Origin of the sequence: Phenylobacterium sp., assembly GCF_030693405.1 — a bacterium.
Classification (GTDB): Bacteria; Pseudomonadota; Alphaproteobacteria; order Caulobacterales; family Caulobacteraceae; genus Phenylobacterium.
Genome location: NZ_JAUYAW010000044.1, coordinates 66,339 through 89,716 on the forward strand (window position 1 = coordinate 66,339; position 23,378 = coordinate 89,716).

Genomic DNA, 23,378 nt, shown 5'->3' on the forward strand with positions numbered 1-23,378 from the left:
ATGGGGCGAGCGCTCCGCCTCTGGCTTGCAGCCCTAGGACTTTGGGCGGCGCTGGCGGGGACGTCCGCAGCCCAGGCTGAGGACGCCCTTGCCCCCGCGCCAACCGTCCGGGTGATCACGACCGACTTCGTGCTGCCGGGCAAGCTGGCCCGACTGCGGCTCCTGGCGGAGGCGGAGGGACTAAGGCTCGATGGTCTCTGGGTGGAGACCGATCCCCGTCCGGCGGAAGACTGGCTGGCCGGCGCCGATCTGATCATCCTGGACACGCCCCGGGGCAACGACCTGGCCAAGGTCATGGGAAGTCTGGAGGGCCGGCTTGAGGCTCTGCAAGTCCCGTGGGTGAGGGTCGGCGGTGGCCCACCAGCCTTCGGCGGCGGCCTGGAGCCCAAGGCGGCGGCGCGGCTGTCGGCGTACTACGCCAATGGCGGACCGGCCAACCACAGGGCCCTGTTCACCTATGCGTCAGCCCTCATGGCGGGGTCGGATCTGGCCGGGTTCGCGGACCCGGAGGTGCTGCCGGCGTCCGGCGTCTATCATCCCGACGCCCCACGTCCCTTCGCCGAGGTGGCCGACTACCTCGCCTGGGCCGAGCCCCGATGGGCGGCTGACGCCCCCCGGCTCGGGGTGATCACCTATGCCGGCGCCATCTCCAGCGGCGAGACGGCCCTGCTGGACGCCCTGGTCCGCAGCGCCGAGGCCACAGGCGTCGCGCCGGTGGTCTTCTGGTTCGACGCCGCCAAGGCGGACGCCATCGGAGCCATCGCCCGGCCGGCCGGCCTCGATGTTCTGGCCAATCTCCAGCACCTGCAGAACGGGGCCGCCCGCAAGGCCGAGTTCGAGGCGCTGGGCCTGCCGGTCCTGTCGGGCTTCGTCTATCGGGAGGGGGACCTGGCCGCCTGGCGCGCCTCGCCCACAGGGCTGGCCGCCCAGACCACGGCGGTCCTGCTGGCCACGCCGGAGGCCTGGGGCGTCAGCGACCCCATCGTTCTGGCCACCATTGACCGGGGCGAGACCCGCCCCATCCCGGCCCAGGTGGACGCCCTGACCGCCAAGGCCGCCCGCCTCGGCGCCCTGCGCGCCAAGCCCAACGCCGACAAGCGCCTGACCCTGATGTTCTGGAACCACCCCGGGGGCGAGAAGAACCTGGGCGCCTCCAACCTCAATGTGCCCCGCAGTCTGGCGGCCCTCACCGGGCGGCTGGCGGCGGAGGGCTATCAGGTTCCGCCCACCGATGAGGCGGCCCTGATCGCTCAGGCCCAGGCCCTGCTCGGCGGCTATTATCGCCCGGAGACCCTGGACGACCTGCTGGCCAGAGGGCTGGCGGCCACCCTGCCGGTGGATGACTACCGCGCCTGGCTCGACCGGCAGCCGGCGCAGATCGGCGCCGCGGTTCGCGAACGGTGGGGGGCGCCCGAGGACCACTGGGCGGTCCGCGAGGTGGCCGGCCAGCGCCAGTTCGTCATCCCCCGCCTTAGCCTGGGCCATCTGGCCCTGATGCCGCAGCCACCCCGGGCCGATCGACCGGGCGAGTCCTATCACGACACCAAGGTCCCGCCGGGCCACCTCTATCTGGCGGCCTATCTGCTGATGCGCGAGCCTTTGGCCAGCGACGCGCTGATCCACTTCGGCACCCACGGGACCCAGGAATGGACGCCGGGCAAGGATCGCGGCCTGTCGGTGGAGGACTATCCCTTCCTGACGGTCGGCGATGTGCCGGTCTTCTATCCCTATATTCAGGACAATGTGGGCGAGGCCATCCAGGCCCGCAGGCGCGGCCGGGCGGTCACCATCAGCCACCAGACGCCGCCCTTCGCCCCGGCGGGTCTCTATGACGAACTGCGCGACATTCACGCCCTGGTGCACGAGTACGGACAGCTGGAGGACGGGCCGGTGCGCGACCGCACCGCCGACCAGATCGCCGCTCTGACGCTCAAGGAAGGCGTCGCCCAGGACATAGGCTGGGATGAGGCGGCCGTGGCGGCCAGCTTTCCGGACTACATGACCGACCTGCATGACCATCTGCACGCCCTGGCGGCCTCGGTGACGCCGCTCGGCTTGCACACCTTCGGCGAGCCCGCCGCGCCGGAGCAGCGGCTGATGACCGTGATGCAGCAGCTCGGCCGGCCCTACTATCTTCAGCTTGGCCTGGACGCCGACGAGCTGTTCGCTGAAGACGCCGAGCAGATCCGCCAGAGCGAGCCCTATCTCCTGCTCTATCGACACCTCAGGGAGGGCGAGCCCCCCGAGGTCCTGGCTGATGAGACCCTGCGCGCCTACCTGATCCGGGCCGCCGAACTGGACCGACATCTGGCCGAGACGGGGGAGATGGAAGCCCTGCTGGCGGGTCTCTCAGGTCGCTTCATCGCCGCAGGCCCCGGCGGCGATCCTGTCCGAAACCCTGACGTGCCCAGCGGCCGCAACCTGTTCAGCTTCGAACCCGACAAGCTGCCCACCCTGGCGGCCTATATCGCCGGCGGGGAGGCCTTCGAGAGCCTGCAGGCCGCCTATGTGGACCAGCATGGCGAGCCGCCGCGCAAGCTCGCCTTCACCCTCTGGTCCGGGGAGGCGGTGAGAACGCTGGGGGTGGTGGAGAGCCAGGCCCTGCACGCTCTGGGCCTGCGCCCGGTCTGGGACCAGGGCGGCCGGGTGGTGGACCTGGAGATCATTCCCGCCGCCGAGCTGGGGCGGCCGCGGGTGGACGTGGTCTTTCAGATCACCAGCGTCTATCGCGACCAGTTCGACGGATTCATGCGTCTGCTCGGCGGCGCGCTCAATCGCCTGGCGGTCCTGGAGGAACCCGGCAATGAGGTCGCGGCCAACAGCGCCAGGGTGGAGGCCCAGCTGATCGCCGCGGGCCAGCCGGCCGACCAGGCCAGGCGGCTGTCGGCCATCCGCCTCTTCAGCAACGCCCCTGGCGACTATGGCAGCGGGGTTCCGGCCGCCGTGCTGGACTCCACGGCCTGGGAGTCTGACGGCGAGGTGGCTGATCGGTTCCTCTCGCGCCTGCAGTACGCCTATGGGGCCGACGCCTGGGGGGAGACGGTCGAGGGCGCGAACCTGTTTGCCGCCCAGCTCAGCGGTGTGCAGGCCGCGGTCCTGTCCCGGTCATCCAACCTGCACGGGGTGCTATCGACCGACCATCCGTTCGAGTATCTGGGCGGCCTGTCCATGGCGATCCGCAAGCTGGACGGGGCGAGCCCGGACCTGTTCATCACCGATGCGCGAGGCAGCACGCCGCGGGTGCGAACCGCCGCCTCGGTCCTATCCGATGAACTGCGCAGCCGCTATCTGAACCCTCAGTGGATCTCCGCCATGCAGGGGGAGGGCTATGCCGGCACGCTGGAGATCCTCGACGTCACCAACAACCTGTTCGGCTGGCAGGTCACCGATCCGGCCATGGTCCGTTCCGACCAGTGGCAGGCCATGCATGAGACCTTCGTCATGGACCGGCGTGAGCTTGGGCTGAACGCCTGGTTCGAGGCCCATAACCCCACGGCCCAGGCCCAGCTGATCGAGCGCCTGACCGAGACGATCCGCAAGGGCTACTGGACCCCTGACGCCGAGACGCAGGCGGAACTGGCGCAGCGGTGGTCCGAGCTGACGGAGGCTGGCGCCATGGCGGGCGAGGCGACCACCACGGCGCTGCTGCGCAGCGGCTTTGGTCTGTCGGCCCAGGCGCCTGCGCCGGCCCCTGGACCCGCTGCCAGCGCCCCGGCGTCACCGCAATCGGCCGCGTCACCGCCGCCGCCTGAGCCGGCGCCCCCTTCCCCCACCGTCCGGGGGCAGGTGTTGGAGAAGGTGCAGCCGCCCACCCCCGCCGCGCCGGTTTCCCCCTTGCGGGCGCTCTTGGGGCTCGCCGCCCTACTGGCCCTCACCCTGATCGGGGCGGCCAGCCAGGCCAGACCCCGTCCTCGTTCCTTCCTGGAGTTGTCCCATGCACGGCCTTGAGGCGGGTCTGTTCGACCTCGCCCGACTGTTTCTGCTGCCGGCCCTGGCCCTGATCATCATCGCCCTGGCCTATGCCTTCATCGCCCTGGGCGCCTTCCTGATGGAGTGGACCCAGCGGCGGTCGGGCGCCTACAGCTCGCGGCTCGCGGCTCATCAGGCGGCCACGGGCGCGTCCAGCGAAGACCTGGAGCTGTGGATCATGAAGCGCCTGGAGTGGCTGCGCATCACCTCGCGCAGCGCGCCCATGCTCGGCCTCGTGGCGACCATGATCCCCATGGGTCCGGCGCTGCTGGCGCTTGGCGAAGGCGATGGGCGGTCCATCGGCGAGAACCTCGTCGTGGCCTTCTCCGGTGTGGTCCTGGCCCTGATCGCCGCCAGCATCACCCATGTGATCCTGACGATCCGGCGGCGCTGGCTGCTGGAGGAACTCCGCAGCTATGAGCGGGGTCTGGCCTGATGCGTTTCCTGGAGGACGATGAGGCCGACGACCCGATCCTCTCGGTGGTCAATCTGATCGACGTCTTTGTGGTGGTGATCGCCATCCTGATGATCGTCATCGTCCAGAACCCGCTCAATCCGTTCAACGCCGACAATGTCGTCGTGGTGCAGAATCCCGGCGAGGCGGACATGACCATGATCATCAAGGAGGGGGAGGAGCTGACCCGCTACGAGTCCTCGGGCGCCATCGGTGAAGGTCAGGGCGTGAAGGCCGGGATCACCTACCGCCTGCCCGACGGCAAGATGGTCTATGTCCCCGAATAGTTGATCGCCGGCGGCTTGCGGCAGGCGCCTGGAGCCTCTTCATTGGCGGCCAAGCTGTCGCCTGGGCGCCCCCGACTCGCCGCTGCGACGAACCCATAGATCCGGAGCCTGCCGCATGATCCCCCGTTTCCTGTTCGCCTTCGCCGCCCCTGGCGCGCTCGCCCTGGCGCTGTGCCTGCCCGCCGCCGCCGAGGCCCAGGGACGTGGAGCCGCCGGCGCCCGCCCGCCCGCGGCCGCCGTTCCCGCGAGCCAGCGAGCCTTGACCTTTGTGGCCGAAGCGCCGGCGGCCGGGGGTGTCCTGGTGCTGCCGCTGAGCGCCGAAGGCGATCTCGCCGGTCGGGCCGCGAGCCTTGGCGAGGCTGAGCGCGGGGCAGTGGGCCGGGCCCTCGCCGCCTCGAAGTTCAGCTATGAGGCCGGCAAGACCCTGACGCTCCGGGGGATCGGCGCCTGGGATGCGATCCTGGTGGTCGGTCTTGGCGAGACGCCTGAGTCCAAGGCCTGGCAGTCGGCCGGCGCCGTCGCCGGTCGCACCCTGCGGGACGAGGCCGGCGGTCTGACCGTCCTGGCGGGCGGCCTGCCGGCGGAGGCCGCGGCCGAACTCGCCATCGGGCTCGGGCTTGGCGAGTATCGTTCCGACTTCCATCAGGCCAAGGCCCGGGAGCGGACCGCCACGGGTCCTGTGACCGTGGTGACCGACCAGGCCAGCGCCGCTGAGACCCTGTTCCGTCCCCGGGGCGAGGCGATTGTGGGGGCCATGGCCTGGGCGCGGGATGTGTCCAACGAGCCGGCCAACAAGGTCTATCCGGAGGTCTTCGTCGAGCGCGCCCGTGCAGCCCTGGCAGGCGTGTCTGGGGTCACGGTCGAGGTGCTGGACGTCCCCGCCATGGAGCGCCTGGGCATGGGGGCGATCCTCGGGGTCGGCCAGGGCTCCGAACGGCCGCCGCGGATGCTGATCATGCGTTATCGCGGCGCGGGCGCGCCATCGGCCCCGGTAGTGCTGGTGGGCAAGGGGATCACCTTCGACACCGGTGGCATCTCCATCAAGCCCAGCGCCAACATGGGCAATATGAAGATGGACATGTCCGGCGCCGCCAGCGTGACGGGAGCCCTCCTGGCGCTCGCCAAGGCCCGCGCGCCCGTCAATGTGGTGGCTATCGCCGCCCTGGCGGAGAACATGCCCGATGGCCGGGCTATCCGCCCGGCCGATGTGCTGACCGCCATGAACGGCAAGACCATCGAGATCATCTCCACCGACGCCGAGGGACGCCTGGTTCTGGCCGACGCCCTGTCCTGGGTCGACGCCAATCTGCAGCCGGCCGCCGTCGTGGACGTCGCCACACTGACCGGGGCGGTGCGCGGCGCGCTCGGGGATGAATATGCAGGCCTGTTCAGCCGTCACGACACTCTGGCGGACCAACTCCTCGCCGCCGGCGAGACGGTGGGCGAGCCCCTGTGGCGTCTGCCTTTGCACCCGAACTATGGCGCCGATATCAGCTCCACCATCGCCGATCTGAAGAATGGCGGCGGCGAGGGCGCGGGCGCCGGCACGGGCGCCCACTTCATCGGCGAATTCATCAGCCGCGACACTCCCTGGGCCCATCTGGACATCGCCGGCGTCGCCTATGGGGCGGCCACCGACACCGGACCCGCCGGCTCAGCCGGCTACAGCGTACGCCTGCTGGAGCGCTTCGTCCGCGACTTCCAGCCCTGATCGTTTAGCAACAGCCCCCCGCGACGCCCGCCTCGGCGGGGGGACTGAACGGCAGGTCGAGGCCACAGCCCTTGAAGACGCCGAAGTGCCGGCTGCGGTCGCCCATGAACGCGAAATGGGGCGCAAGCCGGCTCTCGGCCAGCATCCGCCAGGTGTTGCCGCAGACCGGGAACATCCGGCCCGTCTCAATGGCGTGGTGCTTGTCGAGGGTGAAGACCTCCGGCGAGCCCGGTATCGTCCCGAGATAGCGGACCGCCTGGCCATAGTCCTCGCAGGCCGGCTCCAGGTCCTCGAGCTTGAACAGGCGGTAGGTGGCCGAGAAGAAGACGATGGGGGCGACCATCTCCTTCACCCGCAGGTCATTGAGGCCCAGCGGCCGGTCTGACACCAGGCGCGGATCGCCGAAGCCGGCGGCCTTGGCGAGGCTGAGGAAGTCGCCCCAATAGAGGGCGCCAGCCAGGCACTCCCCGTGCAGCACGGGATCACGACGCAGGGCGTCAGGAACCCGGCGGTCGGCATAGACGTCGGAAAAGTAGAGCTCGCCGCCCGGCTTCAGCAGCCGCCAGGCCGCGGCGAAGACGGCCGCCTTGTCCTCCACCAGATTGATCACGCAGTTGGAGACGATGACGTCAAAGCTGCCGGGCTCCAGGTCGAGGTCTTCAAGCCGGGCGATGTCGCCATCCAGGAAGGTGACGTTGCTGGAGGGGTAGCCGAATTTCTCCGCATGCCAGGCCTCGTGCCGCCGGGCGACGTCCAGCTGCTGCGGCGTCGCGTCCACCCCGACCACGTGGCCCGCAGGCCCGGTCAGCTGCGCCAGTACATAGACGTCTTGGCCCGAGCCACAGCCCAGGTCGAGGATGCGCGCGCCCTCCAGGGCCTGAGGCGCCACCAGACCGCAGCCATAGTAGCGGGCGCAAACCTCGTCATGGACCTGGGCCAGAGCCTGGCGAACAGCCAGGGGCGGGGCCTCGGCCGTGGCGCAGGCGTCGGTGCGCAGGTCGCCGGAGCTCGTCAGCACCTCACCATAATAGGTGCGCGCGTTGTCCAGTCCCATGACGGTCATGTGGGGCGTGTCTCCAAGCTTCAGCGGCTGTCTGACAGCCTTCGAGGCGGGAGGCTACGGGGTTACAGTCAGGTCCGGGCTTGCGACGAAGTCGGCGACGGCGGCCCAGACCTCGGCGTCGTGACCAGCCCACAGGTGACCGCCCTCCTCGAACAGGATCAGCCTCCCCCGGGGCGCCAGGGCCACAGCATGGGCCGCAGCGTCGGCGGTGCCATAGAGATCGTCCCGGGCGCTGATCGCCAGCAGGGGACAGCTCAGTTGCTCAAGCGAGTAGGGCGGCGGGCTGCCGGCGGTGGCGGAGTCCATGGCGATCCCAGCGTGGCGCGCGCTGATGGGCAGGATGTGGCGCAGCACCCGATTGGCCCGCGCCGTCTCTTCGCGACCTGCGGCCGCCAGCACGGCGGGTTCTGTCGCCAGGACCATGCGGGTCATCAGGTCCGGGGCGATGCGGATGGCCATCCAGAATACGAGGTCGGATCGCAGGGCCAGGTCTGTCAGGGCGCGGACGGGCCAGGGGGCGGGCGCCCGTTCCTCCGGCGCCCGGTTTGGTCCGTAGAGGGCCGGGACGCCCACGATTAGGCCTCGACAGCGCTCCGGGTGGCGCAGGGCCAGTTGGGCGGCCGAGAGCGCGCCTGCGGAGCCGCCGAAGATGACCGCCTGGTCCACTTCCAGATGCTTGAGCAGATAGGCCAGGGCGTCGGCCTGCATCTCCGGCGTGGCGTCCGGCGGCATGGCGCTGCGCAGATAGCCGAAGCGGGAGGGGGCGATGATGCGGAACCGGTCACGGTCCAGGCGCTCGGAGAAGGCCAGGGCCTGGTCAAAGCCCCCGCCGCTGCCATGGATCATCAGCACCACGGACCCACGGCCCACATCGGCGAACTCGATCGGGCCGAACGGACTGTCGATGACCTGACTGCCAGCCAGGGGCGCCTGCGCCGCCGCCATGTCCTGCCTGTAGGCGCCGGTCGCCACCCCGGCGAGAACCAGGGCTGCGAGGATGCCAGCGGTGGCGGCCCACCGGAGCCGTGCCATGGGGCGATCTCCTGACCAGGGCTCAGCCTGACGCCCCGGAAGACGTCTGCGCCATGACCAGGATCAATCGTCGCTCAGGCCCGCGTCGCGACCGCGGGGGTCTGGAGCGGTTGAGACTCGACGGGGGAGAGGGCCCGGCCCATGGCCCCGATCAGCTTTGCAGCCTCGATGGGCTTGAGGACATGGTCGCTCATGCCGGCCTCGTGGCAGGCGGCGATATGGGCGGGTTCGCCGGCGCCGGTGACGGCGATGACAGGTGTGTGCTGGTTGGGCCCGCTGCGGTGGCGCAGCTCCCGGGTGACCGACAGGCCGTCCATCCCGGGCATGTGGCAGTCCATCAGCACCAGATCGAAGGGTTGCGCCTCCAGGAGGCCGAGGGCTTCAAACCCGGACGAGGCCTCGGTGAGGCGGATGTCGAGGTCCTGCAGCATGAGGGCGACCGCGCGCCGATTGATGTCGTGGTCGTCCACGACAAGGACATGCAGAGGCGGCAGGTCGCCGCTCGCTGGCGCCTCCTGAACCGGCTCAGGGGGTGCGGCGGCGGGCAGGCCTACAGTCAGGGTGAAGCGAGCGCCGCCTTCGGGATCCGAAGCGGCGGTCAGGTCACCGCCCATCAGCCTGGCGAGATCTCGGCTGATGGCCAGTCCAAGCCCGGTGCCCCCGTGGGTCCGGGCGACGTCGGGTCGCGCCTGCTGGAAGGGGGCGAACAGGGTTTCGAGGGCAGAAGCGTCCAGGCCGGGGCCGGTGTCTTTCACCGAGAGGGTCAGCGCATGGCCTGCATCGGCCGTGATGGTCAGGGTGACGCTGCCGTGCTCGGTGAATTTGAGAGCGTTGGACAAAAGGTTGTTGAGGATCTGCCGCAGGCGGGTCGGGTCCCCCTGGACCCACCGCGGACAGACTCGCGCGCCAGACAGCCTGAGGCGAAGACCCTTGCGCCGGGCCTCGGCGCGCCAGAACAGCATTTGCTGGGCCAACAGGCGGCGGAGGTCGAAGGGCAGGCTCTCGACGCTCATCCGTCCGGCGTCGAGCTTGGCCTGATCAAGAAGATCGTTGAGCAGGGTGCGCATCATGCCGCCCGCCTCGACGATGAGGTCGGCCCTCAGGGCGTCCTTCCCGTCCAGGGTCCGGCGGAGTTCTCCCGCCCCGGCCAGTATGGCGCTGATGGGGGTTCGCAGTTCATGGCTGACGGCGGCGACGAAGGCCGACTTTGCGGCCACCGCATCCTCGGCTTCTCGGCGGCGGCGCTCGCTCTCAAGACTCGCGGCGCGCTCCTTGGCGTGGGCCTTGTCCGCTTCGCGCCAAAGAAGGTCGGCGGCGGCGATCATCATCAGACCGGCAGCGAACATGGCCATCAGGCTTCCCGAGTCGGCGCCCACATGATGGGCCTCGAGGAGCAGAACGCCCATCAGAGCCACGAAGGGCAGGGCCGAGGCCAGATAGACCACGCGCGAACGCCGGTTAGACAGGACCGTGTAGCAGGTGCCGCTGGCCAGCAGCCATGCGCCGCCGGCTGCGCCCCAGGCGCCATCCATGAACGGCGCGGGGAGCGCAATCAGGCCAAAGAGGGCGCTGTTCAACGCCACGAGGAACAAGAACCAGGGCGCGCTACGTTTGGTCACCCTTGCACCCGCCGGGAAGGCGCGCCGTTCCAGAAGCTGTCCGGCCATGAAGGCGGCCAGCCAGAGCATCGGGCCGGCCGTGCCCAGGAGGGCGGCGAACGCCAGAGCGATCAGGCCAGCCCCGATCTTGCGGGCGACCGCGCCGCTGCGGCGCTCGGCCACGGCCTCGCTCATCCTGTCCAGGTCGATCAGCGGCATCCCAAGCTCCGGTTGGCCGACCGGCTTAGCTGTGACGTGCTTAAAGCTGAGCTAAACCGGTCAGCGACCCCTGGTCGCGTGATCAGGGGTTTGGGTCGCCCCCGGACTCAACCTGTGATCTGCGCCTTCCGCTCCCGACGACGGCGGGTGAGGATGTGCTCGGTATAGCCGTTCGGCTGGGCGCGGCCTTCGAACACCAGCTCCAGGGCGGCCTGATAGGCGATGCTGGCGTCGAGATCGGGGCTCATCGGCTGGTAGAGGGCGTCGCTGGCGTTCTGGCCGTCCACCACCTTGGCCATACGGGCGAAGGTCTCGCGCACCTGGGCCTCGGTGCAGACCCCGTGGTGCAGCCAGTTGGCGATGTGCTGGCTGGAGATCCGCAGGGTCGCCCGGTCTTCCATCAGCCCGACGTCGTGGATGTCCGGCACCTTGGAGCAGCCGACCCCCTGGTCGATCCAGCGGACCACATAGCCGAGGATGCCCTGGACGTTGTTGTCCAGCTCCTGGGCCACGTCGGAGGCGTTCCAGTTGGACTTGGCCAGCGGCAGGGTCAGCAGATCCTCGAGCCCCGTGGGCTCAGTGGCGTCCATCGAGGCCTGCAGGGCGGCTACGTCCACCTGGTGATAATGCAGGGCGTGCAGGACCGCGGCGGTGGGCGAGGGGACCCAGGCGGTGTTGGCGCCGGCCTTGGGGTGGCCGATCTTGGCGGCCAGCATGTCCTTCATCATGTCGGGCGCCGCCCACATGCCCTTACCGATCTGGGCGCGGCCGGGGAAGCCTGTGGCCAGGCCGATCTCCACATTGCGCTTCTCGTAGGCCGGCAGCCAGGGCTCGGTCTTCATGGCGTCCTTGCGGACCATGGGGCCGGCTTCCATGGCGGTGTGGATCTCATCGCCGGTGCGATCGAGGAAGCCGGTGTTGATGAAGACGATCCGCTCGCGGGCGGCGTAGATGCAGGCCTTGAGGTTGGCGCTGGTGCGGCGCTCCTCGTCCATGACGCCGATCTTGACGGTGTTGCGGGGGATGCCGAGCGCATCCTCGACCAGGTCGAACAGATGGACGGCCAGCGCCACCTCGTCAGGCCCGTGCATCTTGGGCTTCACCACATAGATGGAGCCGGCCGGACTATTGGCCTTCTGGCCCTTCAGGTCGTGCAGGGCGGCGGCCACGGTGATCAGGGCGTCGACGGCGGTCTCATAGGCGTCCTGGCCATTGAAGCGAACCGCGTCGGTGGTCATGTGGTGGCCGACATTGCGCACCAGCAGCAGGCTGCGGCCGCGCAGGGTCAGGTCCGATCCGTCCGGGGCGGTATAGACCCGGTCGGCCTCCAGCCGGCGGGTCTCGGTGCGGCCGCCCTTGGGGAAGCTCGCCTCCAGGTCGCCGCGCATCAGGCCCAGCCAGTTGCGATAGACGCCCGTCTTGTCCTCGGCGTCGACGGCCGCGACGGAATCCTCGCAGTCCTGGATGGCGGTCAGGGCGGCTTCCACCAGCACGTCGGCGACGCCGGCCGGATCGTCCTTGCCGATATTGCTCGACCGGTCGACCAGGATCTCCAGGTGCAGGCCGTTGTGGCGCAGCAGGACGCCTTCGGGGGCGTCCTTCGACCCACGCCAGCCGGCCAGCTGACCGTCAGTGGCGAGGCCGGCCTCGGTCCCGTCCTTCAGGCGAACGACGAGGCCCGTGCCGCCGATGGCGTAGCTGACGGCGCCGGCGTGGGAGCCGCTGGACAGCGGGGCCACCTGGTCCAGCAGCTGGCGGGCATAGGCGATGACCTTGCCGCCGCGCTCGGGATCATAACCCTTGCCGCCGGTCGGCGGCTCCAGGGCGTCGGTGCCATAGAGGGCGTCATAGAGGCTGCCCCAGCGGGCGTTGGCCGCGTTCAGGGCGTAGCGGGCGTTGGACACCGGCACCACGAGCTGCGGGCCAGCCAGGCGGGCGATCTCCGGATCGACGTTCTGGGTGTCGATCTTGAAGGCCGGCGGGGCGGGGACCAGATAGCCGATCTCGCGCAGGAAGGCGGTCTGGTCGGAGACGCTGACATCCTTGCCGCGGCGCTCGCGCCACCAGGCGTCGATGGTGCTCTGCAGCTCGTCCCGGCGCTTGAGCAGCTCGGCGTTGCGCGGGGTGAAGTCGGCCAGGACGCTTTCCAGCGCCGCCCAGAAGACCTTCGGCTCTACGCCCGTCCCCGGCAGCAGTTCGCCTTCGACGAAGGCGTGCAGAAGATCGTCGACCGAAAGGGTGTTGCTGATGTCCATGCGCGTAACCGGGCTCTCGATAAGGCGTTCGGGGAGACGGCTCAGGGGCTGAGACGTTCCTGCTCGGCCGCTTTACTGCACGGAAGCGCCGCGCTTTGAAGCCCCAAATGTGAACAAGTTCGGCCGCCCTGGGGCTGCTGCGCCCAGGACGGGCGGCGCAGCCGCGGGATGAAGCTTGCGCGGGCCACGCCGGGTCGGCGGGATTTCTTGCGCGCCTGAGCGGGCGGGCGGGAAGGTCCCGCCCTCAAGCCTCAGTTGTCGGAGAATCCGAACGGCGCGCTGGTCCGCCGGATATCGTCCACCAGGATCTGGCGACCGATGGGCGGGGCCGAGCGGGCGGTGCAGTCGGTCCGGTGGCAGAGCCGGCAGGTGACGCCGATCGGCGTGGCGGCGTCGGCCCCCAGACCTGGGCGGCCCTGGGTATAGATCAGCCGATCGGCGTGCTCGGCGGCGCAGCCGAGCGCGATAGCCCGTTCCACCCGCTGAGCCCCATAGGCGCCGCCCCCGGCGCTGACCGTGCGGGCGATGGAGAAGAAGCGGTGCCCATCGGGCAGCTCCAGCCACTGGGTGACGATCTGGCGGGGGGTGCGAAAGGCGTGGTGCACTGACCACAGGGGGCAGCCGCCCCCATGCCGGGCGAAAGGAAAGCCCGCCCCATCCAGGCGCTTGGAGACATTGCCCGCCTCGTCGACCCGGATGAAGAAGAAGGGCACCCGCTCCTGGCCGGGCTTCTGCAGTGTGGTCATCCGGTGGGCGGTCTGTTCGAAGCTAGCGGCGAACTGCCGGGCCAGGGCCTCGACATCATAGCGCCTGGCCTCCACCGCTCGGGCAAACGCGCTATAGGGCATCAAGATGGCGGCGGCCGCATAGCTGGCCAGGGCCCGCCGCGTCAGGCGCTCGCCGCTTTCGGTGGCGAAGCCGCCCTCCGACAGCACACTGGCCACCTCGCCGCGCATTTCCAGATAGGCGAGCTGAAGGGCCAGCTGAAAGGTCTGGCTGGCGGTGTCGAGAGAGTCGTCCAGCAGGATTTCCTTGCGGTGCTGGTCGAGCCGGCGAACCGAGCCGACCATCACATTGGCCGGCAGGCGGCGGACCCGCAGCCCATGGCGGGCCTTCAGATAGCCGGCCAGGCCCTCATGGCTGGCGACGTTCTGGGCCAGGCGCTCGGCCGCATCATCCAGGGTCGGAAAGTTGTTGCGCCGGGCGGCCAGGAACCTGCGGGACTCCGCCACCGGGTCCGGAGCGTCGAAGGCCGCGCCCGAGCCGGTGGCGTGGGCCTCGGCGCTGCGGTCGGCCAGGGCGAGCTGCTCTTCCTGGTAGGCGGTGTAGAGGCGCAGCAGGGCCTCGGTGACGCCCGGAAAATTGGTGGCCGCATCCGCGCTCTCCAGGGCGGGAAGGTCAATGTCGGCGAACATCGGGTCCTTCAGCACCGCCTGAAGCCTGGCGGCGTCATCGGAATCCGCATTGCCGGCCAGGGCGGCCACGTCGATGCGATAGGTCTGGGCCAGACGCAGGAGCATCTCGGCGCTGAGCGGCCGGTGGTTGCGTTCCAGAAGCGCGATATAGGAGGCCGAAACGTCCAGGTCGGAGGCCATGTCCGCCTGGGTTAGGCCGAGGTCCCGGCGCATCCGCCTGAGATTGGCGCCCACATAGAGGCGGCGTTCGCTGGACATCCGTGAACTCCTTGGTTCGTGGCGTCCTTACAACATTACACGCAATTTCTGTAAAGTTTGACATCCCAACCGCGCGGGGGGTTTCGCCGCCCCCGCCCGACCCTGTAGGCAGCGCTCCAAATCCCCGGCGGATTTCGAGGAGAAGCGTAATGGCCTACCAAGAACACACCACCAAGATGAGCGAGCTCATCAAGAGCAAGAACGGCACCTGGGACGGCATCAACGCCGAGTCCGTGGCCCGGATGCGGCTGCAGAACCGCTTCCAGACCGGCCTGGACATCGCCCGCTATACCGCGGCGATCATGCGTAAGGACATGGCGGCCTATGACGCCGACCCGTCCCTGTACACCCAGTCGCTCGGCTGCTGGCACGGCTTCATCGGCCAGCAGAAGATGATCTCCATCAAGAAGCACTTCGGCAACACCGACCGTCGCTACCTCTATCTGTCGGGCTGGATGGTCGCGGCCCTGCGCTCGGACTTCGGCCCGCTGCCCGACCAGTCGATGCACGAGAAGACCTCGGTCCCGGCCCTGATCGAAGAGCTCTACACCTTCCTGCGCCAGGCCGACGCCCGTGAGCTAGGCATGATGTTCCGCGACATCGACGCCGCCCGCGCCGCCGGCGACAAGGCCAAGGAAAAGGCCCTGCTTGAGGCCGTCGACAACTACCAGACCCACGTGGTTCCGATCATCGCCGATATCGATGCGGGCTTCGGCAACGCCGAGGCGACCTATCTGCTGGCCAAGAAGATGATCGAAGCCGGCGCCTGCGCCCTGCAGATCGAAAACCAGGTCTCCGACGAAAAGCAGTGCGGTCACCAGGACGGCAAGGTCACGGTCCCGCACGAGGACTTCATCCAGAAGGTCCGAGCCTGCCGCTACGCCTTCCTCGAGCTGGGCGTCGAGGACGGCATCATCGTCACCCGCACCGACTCCCTCGGCGCTGGCCTGACCAAGCAGATCGCCGTCAGCCATGAGCCGGGCGACCTGGGCGACCAGTACAACAGCTTCCTGGACTGCGACGAAGTTGACGCCTCGCAAGTGGGCAACGGCGACGTCATCATCAGCCGCAATGGCAAGCTGCTGCGTCCCAAGCGCCTGCCGTCCAACCTGTTCCAGTTCCGCGAAGGCACCGGCGCCGACCGCTGCGTCCTGGACTCCATCACCTCGCTGCAGAACGGCGCCGATCTGCTCTGGATCGAGACCGAAAAGCCGCACGTCGAGCAGATCGCCTCGATGATGGACAAGGTCCGCGAAGTCATCCCGAACGCCAAGCTGGTCTACAACAACAGCCCGTCCTTCAACTGGACCCTGAACTTCCGCCAGCAGGTCTATGACGCCTACAAGGCGGCCGGTAAGGACGTCTCGGCCTATGACCGCGACAAGCTGATGAGCGTCGACTACGACACGACCGAGCTGGCCATTGAGGCCGACGAGAAGATCCGCACCTTCCAGGCCGATGGCGCCAAGCGGGCCGGCATCTTCCACCACCTGATCACCCTGCCGACCTACCACACCGCGGCCCTGTCCACCGACAACCTGGCCAAGGAGTACTTCGGGACCCAGGGCATGCTGGGCTACGTCCTCGGCGTCCAGCGCCAGGAAATCCGCCAGGGCATCGCCTGCGTGAAGCACCAGAACATGTCGGGTTCCGACATCGGTGACGATCACAAGGAGTACTTCGCCGGCGAAGCCGCGCTGAAGGCGGGCGGCGTCCACAATACGATGAACCAGTTCGGCTAAACCCGACGGTTCGTCCGCGGACGACAGATCAGGCGGCCTGAGGCGAAAGCTCCAGGCCGCCTTTTCTATGCCCGCAGGGCGCCGGGACGACGCAGGGCGAGGACCACGGTGAGGCCGAGCACAAGCACGGCCGCGGCGACGGCGGCAAAGGCGACCTCAGGTTTGGACCCGGACTCCGCGACGGCGACCGCGGCGAGGCCCCAGCCCACCGCCAGGCCATAGGTGGCGACGCGCACGGCCAGGGCGCTGAGCAGGGCGGCGAGCGTTACCCCAGCCACGCCGGCCAGGGCGGCGATGCGGGCGCTCTCGGGGCCGATGACCCCTTGAGCCGTAAGTACGGTGAGAATGTTCAGGGCCGCCGCCGCCGTCAGCCATCCGGCGAGCAGGCCAATCGGCCAGACCACCAGGCGCCGGGGCCAGCCTGAGCGCCCAAGCCCAGCGTTGCGGGCGCGCACGAGTGCGAAGGTGGCCGCCCCAGTCGAGGTCAGGATGATGGCCACCGAGGCCCAGTCGAGGTCGGCGGCCGAGGCGATGATCCAGAGTCCACAGCCGAGGGTCGCGACAACGGAGGGCCAACCCACCGCGTCCAGCAATGCGGGCTCGGCGCGCCGCGGGAGGACCTGATAGACCGCATAGGCCACCAGTCCGGCATAGATGACGCTCCAGATCGAGAAGGCGTAGCCCGCCGCTCTCAGGGTGCCGTCACCGCCCGCTGAAAATTCTGCGGCGCTTTGCCCCCAGCCTGTCAGGGCCTGGATCGCTGGAACCAGGATGGCGAAGGCCACCGCCCCGATCACCGCCAGCTTCCGTCCAAGGTGTCTCTCAGCCATCTGGCGGTCTCCATTGTGCGCCTTGAGTCTACGGCCCCTCGAACCTCACGGACGCCCACATGGAGCTGCGCCCGCGGGACGACTCGCATCGGCGTGTGACAAACGCCTCAAGCGCGGCCATGTTCACCGGCCGACGTGAGGGGGGCGTGATCGCATGTCTGAGAACCCGGAGGGACCTGCCGCCGAACTGGCCTCGGAGGTGCGGCACCGCACGGCCAACACCTTGCAACTGCTGGCCACCCTGGCGCGGATGCGGGGGCAGAAGGCCAGCGACGCCGAGCTCCGGCGGCAGATGATCTGGATGGCTGAGGCGATCGGCGCGGTGGGCTCCCTGGAGCGGCGCAGGACGCCTGAGGGCATCGACTTCTCCGGCTATATCGACGAGATGGCGCCGGTCTGGCGCCGTCGTCAGGGCGGCCAGGCGGTCGATGTCGCGGTCAGGCTGGAGCCCATCCACATCCGCGACCAGGCCGCATCCACCCTTGCGCTTATTCTCAATGAGCTCATGGCCAACGCCCTGACCCACGGCCTGCAGGGCGCTGCGGTCCGGCGGATATCCATCGACCTCGCCCGTACCGGCGACGGCGCGCGGCTCAGCGTCACCGACTCAGGGCCAGGTCTCCGAGCTGACCAACCTGACTCGCGGGAGCGATTCGGTCTTTGGCTGGCGCGCAGTCTGACCGCCCAGGTCTCAGGCCAGCTGGTGCTTCTGCCGGCCCCGGCGGGTGGTCTTACAGCGCAGCTCGACTTCAAGCTTTAGCCTTCGTTCACAACCCCTCGGCGAACCCATCCCCTGACGATCGTGGGGAACCATGCCCCGGCTTAGGGCTTCCTCCCGGCATCAAGGGAGCCAGCCAAATGATCAAATCCATCCTAAGCCTCACCGCCGTCGCCGCTCTTCTGGCCGCGTGCGGCGGTCAGGACGACAGCGCCGACATCGACAACACCCAGGGGCCGGTGGTCTCGACCTCGGAGGCGCCGCGCAACGAGGCGGTGAACACCGACCCGAACATGGCTGACGGCGCTCTGACGCCCGGCGCCAGTTCGTTCACTGAGGGCCAGGCCCGCAGCGCCATCGAGTCCGCCGGCTACACCGGGGTCAGCGCGCTGACTCAGGACGCCCAGGGCGTCTGGACCGGAACGGCCCAGCGCGACGGCGCTCAGGTTCAGGTCTCCGTCGACTATCGCGGCGCCGTGACTCCGGCCGCCAACTGACCCCCATCCAAGGAACAGATCCCATGACAAAGACCGTGACCCGGCTGTTCGACAGCCACACCGAAGCCCTCCGCGCCGTTGACGATCTGGAGCGCGCGGGCGTCCATCACGACCGCATCAGCCTGGTGTCCAACAACGCCGACAACTGGCATGCGGGCCATCATCACGACGAAGCCAAGACCCGCGGCGGCCCCCTCGGCGACCGCAACGGCGACGGTGAGAACGATGTCGCTGACGGCGCCGGCAAGGGTGCGGCCACCGGCGGCCTGATCGGCGGCGCCGGCGGTCTTCTGGCGGGCCTCGGCATGCTGGCCATTCCGGGTCTCGGGCCTGTGGTGGCGGCCGGCTGGCTGGCCTCCACCGCCGTTGGCGCGGCCATCGGCGCAGCAGCCGGCGGCGCCACGGGCGGCCTGCTGGGCGCGCTGAAGGAGGCCGGGCACTCCGACGACGAGGCCCATGTCTACGCCGAGGGCGTTCGCCGCGGCGGCACCCTGGTGAGCGTGAAGGTCGAGGGCGATGACGCCCCGCGTCTTGAGCAGATTCTCGACCAGCAGCGGGGCGTGAGCGCCCAGGCCCGTGGCCCGGCCTATCGTGACTCCGGCTGGACGCGGTTCGACCCGGAAGCCCAGCCCTACACCGTCGAGGAAATCCAGGTTGAGCGTCGTCGCTTCGCCGAGGATCGCTCCTTTGCCGGCCAAGGCGGCGCCGAGCCCTATGGGGCGGCCGACGCGACCACCGGGCGGAGCGCCGATCCGGTCGTCCGGCCGATTCCCGGCGTTGACCGCTAAGGCGCCAAGCCAGGGCGGGGCGATCTCGCCTCGCCCTGATCTGGCCTGAAACGCTGAACCCCCTGGCCCGTAAGGGTCAGGGGTTTTTGCGTGGGCTCCAAATCCTAAAGTTGGAGCATTTTTGATCCGATAGCCGCGTCACACTTGTCGGAAGGTGCTCTAGGTGAACCGCACCTCCGCCCGACCGCCAAGGTCGGGGGTCGTGCCCGTGGCGTTGGCCTTGGCGATCTCCCAGGCGAAACGTACGGGGCCAACCTGGGAGAGCCACACCTGGGCGTCGTCGCAGTCGAGGCGCAGCAGGGTGAGGCTGGGATCGTCCTTGCCTTCCGGATACCAGGCGGCGACGACGGCGTTCCAATAGCGGTCCATGCGCTCACGGTCCTGGGTGACGGTGAGATGGCCGCCGATGCAGGCCCGCAGATCGCGCTGCTGGAAAACGAACATCGCCTTGTGGCCCGGTCCGATCTCACGAACCAGATCTGTGTCGTTGCGGGTGAAGAACCACAGGCGGTTGGCGGCCGGTTCGACAAAGGCGGTCATGGGCTGCAGGTGGTGGGCTGCGCCCCCCGCCACGCCCAGCATGCCGACCTGGTCCTTTTCGATCTCGTCCCACAGCCTGCGTTCGACCGCGGCGGGATCTTTGATGTCAGTGGTCATATCAAGCCTCCGATGGCCCCCACGGACGGAACCCGGCGCCTCGGCCGAGGTTCCTGGGGCGGCGGAGGGATCAGATCAGGTAGAGGAAGGCCAGGGCGGCCGAGCCCAGCGCGATCCGGTACCAGGCGAACGGCGCAAAACCGTAGCGGCCGACCACGGCGATCAGGCTCTTGACCACCAGCAGGGCGGTGAGGAAGGCCACCGAGAATCCGATGGCGATGCCGGTGAAGTCGTCGAAGTTCAGCTGGTCCCAGGACTGCAGCAGGTCATAGGCCGTGGCCGCCACCATGGTCGGCGCCGCCAGGAAAAAGGTGAACTCCGCCGCAGTCTTGCGCTCCACCCCCAGCATCAGCGACCCCATGATGGTGGCGCCGGACCTGGAGACCCCCGGGATCATGGCCATGCACTGAAAGAGGCCGATAAGCAGGGCGTTGCGCCAGGACAGCTCCTCGATCCCGTGGATCACGGGCGGCGGGGCGATGCGCTCGATGACCAGGATCGCCACACCGCCGACGATCAGCATAACCGCCACGATAGTGGGGTTTTCCAGCATGAGCTTGATGGCGTCATAGGCGAACACCCCGATCACCATCGCCGGCAGCACCGCCAGGGCGAGGTTTCGGACGAAGGCGAGGTCCGCGGGCCTGGCCTGCAGGGCGCCCAGCCCCACGCCGATGAAGCGCTGGGCGTAGACCACCAGCACCGCCAGGATGGCGCCCAACTGCACCACGATCTTGAAGGTGCTCTCGGCCGGCCCCTTAAACCCCAGGAGTTCGGCGGCCAGGATCAGGTGGCCGGTGGAGGAGACGGGCAGGAACTCGGTCAGACCCTCGATGATGCCGAGGATGATGACGCTGATGAGAGAATTCTGGTCCAAGCCGGCCCCCGCAAGTGCAGGGGCTGCGATAGCGAATATCACCCGGCTTGGCGAGACGGCGGGGCGCCCGACCTAGGGATTGGGCGCAATTTCCGCAGACACCCTGTCGGGCCTGGGCATAATCGGGCGTCCTAGGATCAACAGAAGGCTCGCCCATGCTCTACGCCATCCTCTGCTATCACTCCGAAGCCATCGTCGGCGGCTGGTCCAAGGACGAGGACGACGCGGTGATGGAAAAGCTGGAAGTCGTCCATCAGAGGCTGGCCACCGAGGGGCGGCTGGGCCCTGTGGCCCGCCTGCTGCCAACCTCGGCGGCGACGACCCTTCGCAAGGACAGCGATCCGCCGCTGGTGCTGGATGGTCCGTTCGCGGAGACCAAGGAGCAGCTGCTCGGCTTCTACATCGTCGACTGCGACGACCTCGACCAGGCCCTCGCCGTGGCGCAGGAGCTTGGCCGCGCCAATCCCGGCGGCGCCTATGAGCTGCGGCCCATCGGGGTCTTCTACCCCAGCAACCTGCCGCAGGATGCGCGCTGATGAGCGACCTGGCCTGGATCGACGGGGCGCTCGCCGCTGCGCGACCCCAGGCCATGGCCGCCCTGCTGCGCTATTTCCGGGATCTGGACGTCGCCGAGGAGGCCTTTCAGGAGGCGAGCCTGCGGGCCTTGCGGAACTGGCCTGACAAGGGTCCGCCCCGGGATCCGACCGCCTGGCTGATTTTTGTCGGGCGCAATGCGGCGCTGGACTCTGTACGGCGCAAGGCGCGGGAGGCGCCGCTCCCCCAGGAGGTGCTGATCTCCGATCTGGAGGATGCCGAAGCTGATCTCGCCGAGCGGCTGGACGGCGCCGACTATCGTGACGATGTGCTTCGCCTGCTGTTCATCTGCTGCCATCCCGACCTGCCGGCCACCCAGCAGATCGCCCTGGCCCTGCGAATCGTCTGTGGGCTGAGTGTTGCTGAGATCGCCCGGGCCTTCCTGGTGGGCGAGAGCGCCATGGAGCAGCGGATCACCAGGGCCAAGGCCAGGGTGGCCAAGGCCGGCACGCCCTTCGAGACCCCAGGCGCTGTGGAGCGGGCCGAGCGCCTGGCCGCGGTGATGGCCATGGTCTACCTGCTGTTCAATGAGGGCTATTCCGCCAGCGGCGGCGAGGCGCCCCTGCGCAGCGGTCTCTGCGATGAGGCCATCCGCCTTGGCCGCCTGCTGCTGCGGTTGTTTCCCGCCGAGCCGGAGGTCATGGGACTGACCGCCCTGATGCTGTTGCAGCACGCCCGGGCTCAGGCCCGTTTCGACGCCCACGGCGCCATCATCCTGATGGAGGATCAGGACCGCAGCCGCTGGAACGGGCGGATGATCGCCGAGGGGCTGGCCCTGATCGACAAGGCCGTTCGCCATCGGCAGCCCGGCGCCTATCAGATCCAGGCGGCCATCGCCGCCCTCCATGCCAGATCACCCCGGTCGACGGATACCGACTGGCCGCAGATCGCCGGTCTCTACCAGGCCCTGGAACACCACATGCCCTCGCCGGTGGTGACGCTGAACCGCGCCGTGGCCGTGTCCAAGACCGAGGGGGCGCAGGCCGCCCTGGCCCTGATCGAGCCCCTGGGCGAGCGGCTGTCGGCCTATTTTCACTTCCACGGCGTGCGCGGGGCCATGTTGCTGGAAGAGGGTCGTTCGGGCGAGGCGAGGGAAGCCTTTGACCGTGCCATCGCCCTGGCTCGGACCCCGGCGGAAGCCGCCCATATCCGCCAGCATATCGACCGGCTTCAGGCCGAGGCGGCGCAGGCTTCCCCCAAATGAAAACCCCCGGCCTCGCGGCCGGGGGTCCATGTGGTTCGACGATCCCGACCGGAGCCGGGCGGCGTCTCAGTAGCCTTGGATACGGGCGTAGCGGTCGCGATGATAGGCTTGGTTTCCGAAGGCCGCCTCGGCCGCACGGGCGCGCTTCATGTAGAAGCCCGCGTCGTGGGCGTCGGTCATGCCGATGCCGCCATGCATCTGAACCATCTCGTTGGACACGAGGTGGAAGACGTCGCCCATCTTGGCCTTGGCCAGGCTGACCAGTTCCGGAACGTCCGGGGTGTCGGCGTCGATCGCCTGGAGGGCGGCTTCGACGGCCGAACGGGCCAGTTCGAGATCGGTGAACATCTTGGCCGCGCGGTGCTGCAGGGCCTGGAAGGAGCCGATGACCTGACCGAACTGCACCCGGACCTTGAGGTAGTCCAGGGTCACTTCGAAGGCCTGGACGGCCGAGCCGAGCATTTCGGCGCAGAGGCCGGCGCGGGCGCGGTCGAGGGTCTTCTCCAGCAGGGCGTAGCCCTTGTCGACTTCGCCCAGCACCGCGTCAGCGCCCACTTCGACGCCGTCGAAGGTGATGTTGGCGGCGCCGCGGCTGTCGGCCAGGTGCAGACGCTTGCGGCTCACGCCCTTGGCGTCGCCGGCGACCAGGAACAGGGTGATCCCGTCGGTGTCGCCCGGCTTGCCCGAGGTGCGGGCCGAGACGATCAGCAGGCCAGCGGCCATGCCTTCCAGCACGAAGGACTTGGAGCCCGACAGCTTGTAGCCCGAACCGGACTTTTCAGCCTTCAGGGCGACCTTTTCAGGGGCGTGATGCGCACCTTCGTCGATCGCCAGGGCGCCGACGACTTCACCGCCGGCGATCTTCGGCAGCCATTCGGACTTCTGGGCGTCGGAGCCGCCCAGCACCAGGGCCGAGGCCGCAGCCAGGCCGGAGGCCAGCAGCGGAGACGCGGTCAGGGTGCGGCCGGTTTCCTCCAGGATCAGGCCCATGGAGAGGTAGCCGAAGTCCGAGCCGCCGTATTCCTCGGGGATGATGACCCCGGCCCAGCCCATCTCGGCCATTTCGTTCCAGGCGTCGGCGTCGTAGCCAAGCTCGACCCCGCTGTCGCGCATCTTGCGGAAGGCGGTGACGGGGGACTTTTCCTGCACCCAGCTCTTCGCGGCGTCGCGAAGCATTGATTGTTCTTCGTTGAGAACGGCCATCTTATTG

19 protein-coding genes are annotated in these 23,378 nt (G+C 68.9%); 10 read left to right on the top strand and 9 right to left on the bottom strand.

What is annotated here, in order from left to right; genetic code table 11:
• The 4 genes from cobN (at position 1) to Q8N19_RS08445 (ending at position 6,421) form a co-directional block, all read left to right on the top strand.
• Positions 1 to 3,948 (top strand): cobaltochelatase subunit CobN, encoded by a 3,948-nt coding sequence (gene cobN, locus Q8N19_RS08430; protein ID WP_305589661.1) that lies wholly within the window; start codon positions 1 to 3, stop codon positions 3,946 to 3,948.
• A complete protein-coding gene (locus Q8N19_RS08435; protein WP_305589663.1) occupies positions 3,935 to 4,405 on the top strand; it encodes a MotA/TolQ/ExbB proton channel family protein in 471 nt (156 codons plus the stop codon). The genes cobN and Q8N19_RS08435 overlap by 14 nt, the downstream gene beginning before the upstream one ends.
• Positions 4,405 to 4,710: a DUF2149 domain-containing protein gene (locus Q8N19_RS08440; RefSeq protein WP_305589665.1), complete on the top strand. Its 306-nt coding sequence runs from the start codon at positions 4,405 to 4,407 to the stop codon at positions 4,708 to 4,710. The genes Q8N19_RS08435 and Q8N19_RS08440 overlap by 1 nt, the downstream gene beginning before the upstream one ends.
• A 115-nt stretch (positions 4,711 to 4,825) precedes the next feature.
• On the top strand, positions 4,826 to 6,421 hold the full coding sequence (locus Q8N19_RS08445; RefSeq protein ID WP_305589667.1) for a leucyl aminopeptidase: 1,596 nt from the start codon (positions 4,826 to 4,828) through the stop codon (positions 6,419 to 6,421).
• Positions 6,422 to 6,425: 4 nt separating this feature from the next.
• On the opposite strand, the gene Q8N19_RS08450 is transcribed toward Q8N19_RS08445, so the two are convergent.
• The 5 genes from Q8N19_RS08450 to Q8N19_RS08470 all read right to left on the bottom strand — a co-directional run bounded on the left by Q8N19_RS08450 (position 6,426) and on the right by Q8N19_RS08470 (position 14,261).
• On the bottom strand, positions 6,426 to 7,484 hold the full coding sequence (locus tag Q8N19_RS08450) for a methyltransferase domain-containing protein (RefSeq protein WP_305589669.1): 1,059 nt from the start codon (positions 7,482 to 7,484) through the stop codon (positions 6,426 to 6,428).
• A 54-nt stretch (positions 7,485 to 7,538) separates the two neighbouring features.
• Positions 7,539 to 8,516 (bottom strand): alpha/beta fold hydrolase, encoded by a 978-nt coding sequence (locus tag Q8N19_RS08455; RefSeq protein WP_305589671.1) that lies wholly within the window; start codon positions 8,514 to 8,516, stop codon positions 7,539 to 7,541.
• A 74-nt stretch (positions 8,517 to 8,590) separates the two neighbouring features.
• Entirely contained in the window at positions 8,591 to 10,333 is a 1,743-nt protein-coding gene (locus Q8N19_RS08460; RefSeq protein ID WP_305589672.1) for an ATP-binding protein, read from the bottom strand.
• Between the two features lie 107 nt (positions 10,334 to 10,440).
• Positions 10,441 to 12,588 carry a malate synthase G gene (locus Q8N19_RS08465; protein ID WP_305589674.1) on the bottom strand — a complete coding sequence of 716 codons (2,148 nt, stop codon included), beginning with the start codon at positions 12,586 to 12,588 and terminating at the stop codon, positions 10,441 to 10,443.
• Between the two features lie 251 nt (positions 12,589 to 12,839).
• Positions 12,840 to 14,261, bottom strand: coding sequence for a short-chain fatty acyl-CoA regulator family protein (locus Q8N19_RS08470; RefSeq protein ID WP_305589676.1), 1,422 nt, complete (start codon positions 14,259 to 14,261; stop codon positions 12,840 to 12,842).
• Between the two features lie 149 nt (positions 14,262 to 14,410).
• Between Q8N19_RS08470 and Q8N19_RS08475 the strand changes: the two genes are divergently transcribed.
• Positions 14,411 to 16,003 carry an isocitrate lyase gene (locus tag Q8N19_RS08475; RefSeq protein WP_305589678.1) on the top strand — a complete coding sequence of 531 codons (1,593 nt, stop codon included), beginning with the start codon at positions 14,411 to 14,413 and terminating at the stop codon, positions 16,001 to 16,003.
• Between the two features lie 65 nt (positions 16,004 to 16,068).
• Here the strand turns inward: Q8N19_RS08475 and Q8N19_RS08480 are convergent, their stop codons facing one another.
• Positions 16,069 to 16,833, bottom strand: coding sequence for a hypothetical protein (locus Q8N19_RS08480; RefSeq protein ID WP_305589680.1), 765 nt, complete (start codon positions 16,831 to 16,833; stop codon positions 16,069 to 16,071).
• Positions 16,834 to 16,987: 154 nt separating this feature from the next.
• Between Q8N19_RS08480 and Q8N19_RS08485 the strand changes: the two genes are divergently transcribed.
• The 3 genes from Q8N19_RS08485 to Q8N19_RS08495 all read left to right on the top strand — a co-directional run bounded on the left by Q8N19_RS08485 (position 16,988) and on the right by Q8N19_RS08495 (position 18,836).
• Complete coding sequence (locus Q8N19_RS08485; protein ID WP_305589683.1) at positions 16,988 to 17,593, top strand: sensor histidine kinase; 606 nt, start codon at positions 16,988 to 16,990, stop codon at positions 17,591 to 17,593.
• Between the two features lie 98 nt (positions 17,594 to 17,691).
• Positions 17,692 to 18,048, top strand: a complete 357-nt coding sequence (locus Q8N19_RS08490) for a hypothetical protein (RefSeq protein WP_305589685.1) — start codon at positions 17,692 to 17,694, stop codon at positions 18,046 to 18,048.
• 23 nt (positions 18,049 to 18,071) lie between these two features.
• Complete coding sequence (locus tag Q8N19_RS08495; RefSeq protein WP_305589687.1) at positions 18,072 to 18,836, top strand: hypothetical protein; 765 nt, start codon at positions 18,072 to 18,074, stop codon at positions 18,834 to 18,836.
• Positions 18,837 to 18,995: 159 nt separating this feature from the next.
• Here Q8N19_RS08495 and Q8N19_RS08500 read toward each other — a convergent pair whose 3' ends face one another.
• Positions 18,996 to 19,493, bottom strand: coding sequence for a pyridoxamine 5'-phosphate oxidase family protein (locus Q8N19_RS08500; protein ID WP_305589688.1), 498 nt, complete (start codon positions 19,491 to 19,493; stop codon positions 18,996 to 18,998).
• Between the two features lie 70 nt (positions 19,494 to 19,563).
• Positions 19,564 to 20,370, bottom strand: a complete 807-nt coding sequence (locus tag Q8N19_RS08505; protein WP_305589690.1) for an undecaprenyl-diphosphate phosphatase — start codon at positions 20,368 to 20,370, stop codon at positions 19,564 to 19,566.
• A gap of 155 nt (positions 20,371 to 20,525) precedes the next feature.
• Between Q8N19_RS08505 and Q8N19_RS08510 the strand changes: the two genes are divergently transcribed.
• Both Q8N19_RS08510 and Q8N19_RS08515 read left to right on the top strand, forming a co-directional pair.
• Complete coding sequence (locus Q8N19_RS08510; protein WP_305589692.1) at positions 20,526 to 20,906, top strand: YciI family protein; 381 nt, start codon at positions 20,526 to 20,528, stop codon at positions 20,904 to 20,906.
• Positions 20,906 to 22,168 (top strand): RNA polymerase sigma factor, encoded by a 1,263-nt coding sequence (locus Q8N19_RS08515; protein ID WP_305589694.1) that lies wholly within the window; start codon positions 20,906 to 20,908, stop codon positions 22,166 to 22,168. The genes Q8N19_RS08510 and Q8N19_RS08515 overlap by 1 nt, the downstream gene beginning before the upstream one ends.
• A gap of 66 nt (positions 22,169 to 22,234) precedes the next feature.
• Here the strand turns inward: Q8N19_RS08515 and Q8N19_RS08520 are convergent, their stop codons facing one another.
• On the bottom strand, positions 22,235 to 23,371 hold the full coding sequence (locus Q8N19_RS08520) for an acyl-CoA dehydrogenase family protein (protein ID WP_305589696.1): 1,137 nt from the start codon (positions 23,369 to 23,371) through the stop codon (positions 22,235 to 22,237).
• Between the last annotated feature and the right edge of the window lie 7 nt (positions 23,372 to 23,378).

Excerpts from the sequence above, each read along its gene's own strand:
- cobN (WP_305589661.1), top strand. The coding sequence starts at position 1 with ATGGGGCGAGCGCTCCGCCTCTGGCTTGCAGCCCTAGGACTTTGGGCG.
- Q8N19_RS08435 (WP_305589663.1), top strand. The coding sequence starts at position 3,935 with ATGCACGGCCTTGAGGCGGGTCTGTTCGACCTCGCCCGACTGTTTCTG.
- Q8N19_RS08440 (WP_305589665.1), top strand. The coding sequence starts at position 4,405 with ATGCGTTTCCTGGAGGACGATGAGGCCGACGACCCGATCCTCTCGGTG.
- Q8N19_RS08445 (WP_305589667.1), top strand. The coding sequence starts at position 4,826 with ATGATCCCCCGTTTCCTGTTCGCCTTCGCCGCCCCTGGCGCGCTCGCC.
- Q8N19_RS08450 (WP_305589669.1), bottom strand. The coding sequence starts at position 7,484 with ATGACCGTCATGGGACTGGACAACGCGCGCACCTATTATGGTGAGGTG.
- Q8N19_RS08455 (WP_305589671.1), bottom strand. The coding sequence starts at position 8,516 with ATGGCACGGCTCCGGTGGGCCGCCACCGCTGGCATCCTCGCAGCCCTG.
- Q8N19_RS08460 (WP_305589672.1), bottom strand. The coding sequence starts at position 10,333 with ATGCCGCTGATCGACCTGGACAGGATGAGCGAGGCCGTGGCCGAGCGC.
- Q8N19_RS08465 (WP_305589674.1), bottom strand. The coding sequence starts at position 12,588 with ATGGACATCAGCAACACCCTTTCGGTCGACGATCTTCTGCACGCCTTC.
- Q8N19_RS08470 (WP_305589676.1), bottom strand. The coding sequence starts at position 14,261 with ATGTCCAGCGAACGCCGCCTCTATGTGGGCGCCAATCTCAGGCGGATG.
- Q8N19_RS08475 (WP_305589678.1), top strand. The coding sequence starts at position 14,411 with ATGGCCTACCAAGAACACACCACCAAGATGAGCGAGCTCATCAAGAGC.
- Q8N19_RS08480 (WP_305589680.1), bottom strand. The coding sequence starts at position 16,833 with ATGGCTGAGAGACACCTTGGACGGAAGCTGGCGGTGATCGGGGCGGTG.
- Q8N19_RS08485 (WP_305589683.1), top strand. The coding sequence starts at position 16,988 with ATGTCTGAGAACCCGGAGGGACCTGCCGCCGAACTGGCCTCGGAGGTG.
- Q8N19_RS08490 (WP_305589685.1), top strand. The coding sequence starts at position 17,692 with ATGATCAAATCCATCCTAAGCCTCACCGCCGTCGCCGCTCTTCTGGCC.
- Q8N19_RS08495 (WP_305589687.1), top strand. The coding sequence starts at position 18,072 with ATGACAAAGACCGTGACCCGGCTGTTCGACAGCCACACCGAAGCCCTC.
- Q8N19_RS08500 (WP_305589688.1), bottom strand. The coding sequence starts at position 19,493 with ATGACCACTGACATCAAAGATCCCGCCGCGGTCGAACGCAGGCTGTGG.
- Q8N19_RS08510 (WP_305589692.1), top strand. The coding sequence starts at position 20,526 with ATGCTCTACGCCATCCTCTGCTATCACTCCGAAGCCATCGTCGGCGGC.
- Q8N19_RS08515 (WP_305589694.1), top strand. The coding sequence starts at position 20,906 with ATGAGCGACCTGGCCTGGATCGACGGGGCGCTCGCCGCTGCGCGACCC.
- Q8N19_RS08520 (WP_305589696.1), bottom strand. The coding sequence starts at position 23,371 with ATGGCCGTTCTCAACGAAGAACAATCAATGCTTCGCGACGCCGCGAAG.